This is a genomic window from Bradyrhizobium sp. HKCCYLS3070 (assembly GCF_051167575.1).
Classification (GTDB): Bacteria; Pseudomonadota; Alphaproteobacteria; order Rhizobiales; family Xanthobacteraceae; genus Bradyrhizobium.
Map to the genome: position 1 here is coordinate 21,478 of NZ_JBNPTI010000025.1, position 6,228 is coordinate 27,705.

Genomic DNA, 6,228 nt, shown 5'->3' on the forward strand with positions numbered 1-6,228 from the left:
TTGGGTCGGATGGTCATGAGTGCCAGCGCTGAAACGGTGCGTCCTGTTATTCGTCTGCGCGGGCGCTCCTACGTCGCCTTCGTGTTTTCGCCGGTTGTGCCGATTGCCGATTGGCTGGCTGAGCTCGATGCAACGCTCGCGGGCTCGCCCGGCTTCTTCGTCGGCAAGCCGATCGTGCTCGATCTCTCAGCGCTGGATCTGAGCCCGCTCGCCATCACCCATCTCATCAAGAGCATCGAGTCGCGCAACATCCGCGTGCTCGGACTCGAAGGCGTCGAGCAGGGGCGGCTGTCGCTCGGCATGCCTCCCTTGTTGTCGGGCGGCCGTCACTGCGCCGTGCAGGAGATCGAGCCGGAGAAGCCGTCGCTGCAGCAGCCGACCTCGCTGCTGCTCGACCAGCCCGTACGCTCGGGCCAGTCGATCGTGTTTCCCGATGGCGACGTCACTGTGCTCGGCGCGGTGTCGTCGGGCGCCGAGATCGTCGCCGGCGGCTCGATCCACGTCTACGGCGCGCTGCGCGGCCGCGCGATGGCCGGCATCAACGGCAACGCGGCGGCGCGCATCTATTGCCAGAAGATCGAGGCCGAGCTGGTCGCGATCGACGGCTACTACCAGACCGCCGAGCAGATCGACGCCGCGTTGCGCGGCCGGGCCGTGCAGGCGCGGCTCGAAGGTCATTCCATGAAGATCGTTGCATTGAACTGAGTAGCAGGAGGATCCGTGACATGTCGAAAGTACTCGTAGTGACGTCGGGCAAGGGTGGCGTCGGCAAGACCACCACGACGGCGGCGATGGGCGCGGCGCTGGCGCAGGCCGGTGAGAAGGTCGTCGTCGTCGATTTCGACGTCGGCCTGCGCAACCTCGATCTGGTGATGGGCGCGGAACGCCGCGTGGTGTTCGATCTCATCAACGTGGTGCATGGCGTCGCCAAGCTGCCGCAGGCTCTGATCCGCGACAAGCGGCTGGAGAATCTCTGGCTGCTGCCGGCGTCGCAGACCAAGGACAAGGACGCGCTGACCGAGGACGGCGTCGGCCGCGTCATCGCTGAGCTGCGCAAGACATTCGACTGGGTGATCTGCGACAGCCCGGCCGGCATCGAGCGCGGCGCCATGCTGGCGATGCGCTATGCCGACGAGGCTCTCATCGTCACCAATCCGGAAGTGTCGTCGGTGCGCGATTCCGACCGCATCATCGGCATGCTCGACTCCAAGACCGTGCGCGCCGAAAACGGCGAGCGCGTCGAGAAGCACATTCTCATCACCCGCTACGATGCCGGCCGCGCCGCGCGCGGCGAGATGCTGTCGATCGATGACGTGCTGGAAATCCTGGCGACGCCGTTGCTCGGCATCGTGCCGGAGAGCCAGGACGTGCTGCGCGCCTCCAATGTCGGCTGCCCGGTGACGCTCAACAGCCCGGCGAGCGCCCCCGCACGCGCCTATCACGATGCGATGCGCCGGCTGCTCGGCGAGGAGGTCGAGATGCAGATCCCGACCGAGCGCAAGGGCCTGATGAACCTGCTCTTGGGACGGAGGGCTGCATGAGTGTGCTGCGGCTCTTTACGGGGCGTGCAGCCTCCGCGCCCGTCGCGCGGGAACGGCTGCAGATCCTGCTCGCGCACGAGCGCAGTCTGCGTGGACAGCCCGATCTCCTGATGCAGCTGCGCGAGGAAATCCTCGCCGTGGTTTCGCGCCATGTGGTACTTGATCCGGACAAGGTCATCGTTCGCATGGACCGGGGAAAGCATGTCTCGACGCTCGAGGTCGACATCGAACTGCCCAATGGCGCCGACCGCGCCTTTGCCAGCGCCGGCTGAGACGTGGCGAGGCGCGCGCTGATGCGGCCGATCTTCCGCATCGCGGACAATCGGGTCGCCGTCGGCTCCGATGCTGCGGGACCCTGGGATCCGACCATGCAACATGGGTCTGCGCCATCGGCGCTGGCCGTGTGGGCGGCCGAGCGCATTCCGACGAAGTCGCCGATGCGCATCGCCCGCGTCACCATCGACCTGATGCGCCCGGTGCCGCTCGCAGAGCTCCTCATCGAGACCGAGGTGCTGCGCGAGGGGCGCAAGATCCAGCTCTGCGCCGTGCGCTTGCGCGCCGGCGACACGGTGGTCGTCACGGCGACGGTGCTCAAGATCAGGCAGGACGCGGTGCCGCTGCCGGACGATGTCCGCGAGCTGCCGGTCGATCTGGTCGGCCCTGACGATGCGCTGCCGGAGCCGGCTGATTTCTCGACCAGCCCGTTCGTGCGTGGCATGACGCTGCGCGCCGCGCGCGGCCGGTTCGGCGTCAAGGGTCCCGGCGCGATCTGGTACCGCGTCGACTGGCCGCTGGTCGAAGGCCACGCCGTGTCGCAGGCGATGCGCGCCGTGGTCGCGAGCGACTTCTGCAACGGCACCTCCGCCGCGCTCGACTTCCACAGCTATACGTTCCTCAATGCCGACCTCACCGTGAACATGGCCCGCGAGCCGGTCGGCGACTGGATCCTGCTCGACGCCGAAAGCTGGATCGGCCCGGACGGCGCGGGTCTGGCGATGGCGCGGCTGGGCGATGTCAGGGGCTATTTCGGCCGGGTGGTGCAGAGCCTGGTGATCGAAAAGCGGTGAGGGGGCGGTCAGCCGTCCGGATTGCGTTCACGGCGAGTTGGCGAACTGATCACCGCACCGGCGCTGCCTCGTTTCCAACGGCGTGCTGCGGCGAGGTGTTATTAAGTTGGGCCGGTGATCGGCAGTTGCCTGCTTCGTTTCCGGTGAACCGATCAACCCCGCGCCAAGCTCCGCTGTGCCCTCTCCCCCGCTTGCGGGGGAGAGTTGGAGAGGGGGCGCCACGCACACCGCCGCTGGAGCGGCCCCCTCCCTAGCCCTCCCCCGCAAGCGGGAGAGGGAACAAACTGCCGTTGTCGCGAGTGAACGAGTTCAACGACGAACGATTTCGCTCTTGCGCCGCCCGCACCGTGTTCAAGAATCGTCCCACCTCCAGCTTCAGCCGGTTGCTGTCCTGTGACAGCGACTGCGCCGCCGACAGCACCTGGGACGAGGCCGAGCCGGTTTCGCTGGCGTCGTGCTGCACCTCGGTGATGTTGGACGACACCTCGTTGGTGCACTGTGCCGCTTGGCCGTGGAGTTATCAATATTGCTATAAACTTGAGCAGGCCAAGATGGTCGTATAACTACGACGCGGACTACACGCAGGTGAAACGACAAGCAGGTGGATGGGAATAAGCGTCATGGCGAAACCAACGAAGGCTACGAGCGTCGGCGAGGGGAACCAGTCTCCGTCGGAGCTGATCGACGCCCGGATCAAGGAGCTCGGGGATTGGCGCGGCGTCACGCTCAGCTACGTCCGCGATCTCATCAAACGGGCCGATCCCGATATCGTCGAAGAGTGGAAGTGGCGCGGCGTTCCCGTATGGTCGCATGCCGGCATCGTCTGCACCGGCGAGACCTACAAGGCCGCGGTGAAGCTGACCTTCGCCAAAGGAGCCTCGCTGCCGGACCCTTCCGGCCTGTTCAACGTCAGCCTCGACGGCAACACCCGCCGCGCCATCGACCTTCATGAAGGCGACGTGATCGATGAGACTGCGTTCATGGCGCTGATCCGCGCCGCGGTGGCGCTGAACATGACGAAGGGGAAGCGGTAGGGCTGGTGCATCGCTCCGCGCAGTCAGTATCAACGATCCAGGTCGCTGCTCACTCACCACGTCGTCGCGAGCGCAGCGAAGCAATCCAGGGCCAAGTCGAATCATCTGTCTGGAAGGCCTGGATCGCCTCGTCGTTTCGGGGGCTCGCGACGGCGGTGTGCCGGTCGCCGACAACCTTTCGCAAGGATGACCCGTGTGCATCGAGGTGGGAGGAGGTGGCGGCCAAGGTTGCGCTCTGCCGAGAAACACGCTAGTTCAGCGCATCCCAACTTCAACGCAGGAGGCGACGATGTTCAGACTCACGCGCTTCCCGGGCTCGCTGCGCGATCATTGACGCGGCCGACCGGGATGATTGTCCCGGCCATGATTTGACCCTTTCGCATCTCATCGAAAAGCCCGTGGCCCTCGTGGCCTGCGCTTGAACCGTCGTGTCATGACATCAAATCTCTTGCTGACTCCCAGCCGGGAGCCGGAGCGTTCCGACCTGCGCGAACGCCGGCTGCGGCGCTATTCGTCTCGTCTGCAATCCCGCGTGCGCGCATGCGCGATGCGACATCCTCATCTCGCCGACCTCGCGTTGAGCTTTCCGGCGCTGCTGTTCGCGCTGGCGGTGCCGCGCCCGGATGTCGATCCGGAGCGGGCGATCGCGTGCGTGATCGCGGGGCGTCCGCTGGCCGAGGCGGCGGCCGCGGCCGGTCTGCCGCTCTGGCTGCGCAAGCTGCCACCGGAGGCATTCGTCCGTCCGATCCCACCATTGCCAGACGGCGAGCTGTTCCGGCGGCAGATCGGCAACCATTTGCCGCGCTCGCCGAAGCTGATGCCGACCTGGCTGCAGCTCGTGGCGGAGATGGCGGCGCTGGCGCATGAGCCGGCCGCGGTGTGGATCGCCCGTGAGTATCTGCGGGCGCCGCTGGTGCTGAAGCGCGACCGCATGCATCTGCTCGGTCTGTGGATCTGGTTCTCGGGGCAGCCCGCCGGCTTCGGCCGCGAGCTCGTCGAAAGGCCGTGGACGCCAGCCATGACGCTCGATGCCGCAATGACGGCTGCCCTCGCTTGGCGAGGGAAAGTCTCGCTGCATCTCAATCTCGGTCAACGGCCAATCCGCGACATGTGGCTCCATCCCGGTCGCGTCGGGGACTATGAGTTTCGGCCGCTGGATGACATCCCGGATCTGGTCGACGAAGCGATGACTATGCGCAATTGTGTCCGCACCTATGGCTCCGACATCGCCCACAATCGCTCTCGGCTGTGGAGCGTCCGGCACCTGGGCGAACGCGTCGCGACGCTGGAGGTCGCCGTCCGTTTTCCTGATCCGTTGTTGGGCATCGTCCAGCTCAAGGGACGGGGGAATGCTGACGTCGCCCGCGAGCTCTGGTGGATCGCGCGGCGCTGGCTGCACCTGCACGATCTGTCGCAGATCGAGACCGGTCGAATGAAATGGCGCCAGGCCCCTGTGGATCTCACCACATGGCGAATGCTGTGGCGGCCGTATTGGCTCGCCAAGCGCCGCATCCCGGACTGGTTGCCGCTCGCACCGTCGCGCGCTGCGTTCGCGGCGTTGTGAGATGGTTGTCGTGTCTGGACGCTCGTCCGACAAAATCAATGTCGTCCCGGCGAACGCCGGGACCCATAACCCAGGGCCATATTCGAGGCACGCGCATTGATGCATCCGGGCTCGCCACGTCCTGGGGTCTCGGTCCTGGGTCGCGCGAACGCGACGATGCCTGCACATCGTCCGGCTTCGCTTGTTCGGCACGACAGCGGGTCGGAGTGCAGACTGGCTTTTCGTTGGGCCCTCTGTCGCGCGTCGCCTGGGATTCGTTGTGCCGCAGCGAGGTTGATTTGGCCGACGAGCAGGCTTGCTTCCCCATCGATACTTTCCGGCGCAGGTCGGGCGTCCGCAGCGGCGCGCGCAAAGACGAAATTCGCTCGCGCGATCAAGCTGATTTGGGCTGTCCAGATGCGGAGCGAAAAATATTCGACTTTGCATTTTCAGAAATCCATGGTCTCTTCTCCGCATCCCGCTTCACTGACGAGGGGCGCTTCGCGAACGTCACGATGCGTTGGGGTGGGATGCGGTGGCCGCGATGGGGCGCAGCATGCTTTGGGCATGCCGACGTACGCCACGTCGCGGACGGTGAAGTCGCAGGGTCCTGGCCTCCCGAAGCTGAGGTCCGCGCAACGCGTGAAACGCGTTGTCGCCACGGTGGCAAACAAGCCGGTCACCGAGGAGACTGCGTATAAATCGTAAAGCCATCGCGCAGGGAAGGCCGGGTCTATCCGGCCGAACCTGTGGTTCTGCCGCGTGCTTTTTTGCTGCACGCGGACCGCAGGCCTCGGTCGAGGCCTGGCCTTCCCTGCACCCTCCGTGAGTTGGAGGGGAACGACACCAGCAAGACTCGGACGCAGATGCGCCGCGAGGCAGCAATGTCATGTCTGCAATGGGGGCAGCGCATTCAGTGTTGTTTGGATACAGCGGATCGCGTGGCGAGTATCGCGCCACACAAAGGCTGTCGTCCCGGCGAACGCCGGCAACTGTTATGTTGATGGAGTGATCGCATAAGGTTTTCGGTCGCGCATCATGGC

The 6,228-nt window shown here is 65.6% G+C and carries 6 protein-coding genes and 1 pseudogene; 6 read left to right on the top strand and 1 reads right to left on the bottom strand.

Annotated elements, in window-relative coordinates; translation table 11 throughout:
* Positions 1–9 precede the first annotated feature (9 nt).
* From minC to ACQR03_RS33165, 4 genes are read left to right on the top strand one after another with little or no spacing between them, the layout of a single operon-like run.
* A complete protein-coding gene (minC, locus tag ACQR03_RS33150; RefSeq protein WP_315716284.1) occupies positions 10–705 on the top strand; it encodes a septum site-determining protein MinC in 696 nt (231 codons plus the stop codon).
* Between the two features lie 20 nt (positions 706–725).
* Entirely contained in the window at positions 726–1,541 is an 816-nt protein-coding gene (gene minD / locus ACQR03_RS33155; RefSeq protein ID WP_315716283.1) for a septum site-determining protein MinD, read from the top strand.
* On the top strand, positions 1,538–1,813 hold the full coding sequence (gene minE, locus ACQR03_RS33160; protein WP_315716282.1) for a cell division topological specificity factor MinE: 276 nt from the start codon (positions 1,538–1,540) through the stop codon (positions 1,811–1,813). The genes minD and minE overlap by 4 nt, the downstream gene beginning before the upstream one ends.
* Before the next feature lie 21 nt (positions 1,814–1,834).
* On the top strand, positions 1,835–2,608 hold the full coding sequence (locus ACQR03_RS33165) for a thioesterase family protein (protein WP_315826564.1): 774 nt from the start codon (positions 1,835–1,837) through the stop codon (positions 2,606–2,608).
* A 334-nt stretch (positions 2,609–2,942) separates the two neighbouring features.
* On the opposite strand, the pseudogene ACQR03_RS33170 reads toward ACQR03_RS33165, so the two are convergent.
* Positions 2,943–3,116 (bottom strand): annotated as a pseudogene (locus tag ACQR03_RS33170) (methyl-accepting chemotaxis protein); the annotation flags it as partial.
* 112 nt (positions 3,117–3,228) lie between these two features.
* On the opposite strand from ACQR03_RS33170, the gene ACQR03_RS33175 reads away from it, so the two are divergent.
* Positions 3,229–3,642: a DUF1801 domain-containing protein gene (locus ACQR03_RS33175; RefSeq protein ID WP_315826565.1), complete on the top strand. Its 414-nt coding sequence runs from the start codon at positions 3,229–3,231 to the stop codon at positions 3,640–3,642.
* A gap of 547 nt (positions 3,643–4,189) precedes the next feature.
* The gene (locus tag ACQR03_RS33180; RefSeq protein WP_434842377.1) at positions 4,190–5,206 is read left to right on the top strand and encodes a hypothetical protein; all 1,017 of its coding nucleotides are present in this window, start codon (positions 4,190–4,192) and stop codon (positions 5,204–5,206) included.
* Positions 5,207–6,228: the final 1,022 nt, after the last annotated feature.

Bases quoted from the DNA above. Each gene is read 5' to 3' on its own strand.
- minE (WP_315716282.1), top strand. From the start codon at position 1,538: ATGAGTGTGCTGCGGCTCTTTACGGGGCGTGCAGCCTCCGCGCCCGTC.
- ACQR03_RS33165 (WP_315826564.1), top strand. From the start codon at position 1,835: ATGCGGCCGATCTTCCGCATCGCGGACAATCGGGTCGCCGTCGGCTCC.
- ACQR03_RS33180 (WP_434842377.1), top strand. From the start codon at position 4,190: ATGCGACATCCTCATCTCGCCGACCTCGCGTTGAGCTTTCCGGCGCTG.
- minD (WP_315716283.1), top strand. From the start codon at position 726: ATGTCGAAAGTACTCGTAGTGACGTCGGGCAAGGGTGGCGTCGGCAAG.
- minC (WP_315716284.1), top strand. From the start codon at position 10: ATGGTCATGAGTGCCAGCGCTGAAACGGTGCGTCCTGTTATTCGTCTG.
- ACQR03_RS33175 (WP_315826565.1), top strand. From the start codon at position 3,229: ATGGCGAAACCAACGAAGGCTACGAGCGTCGGCGAGGGGAACCAGTCT.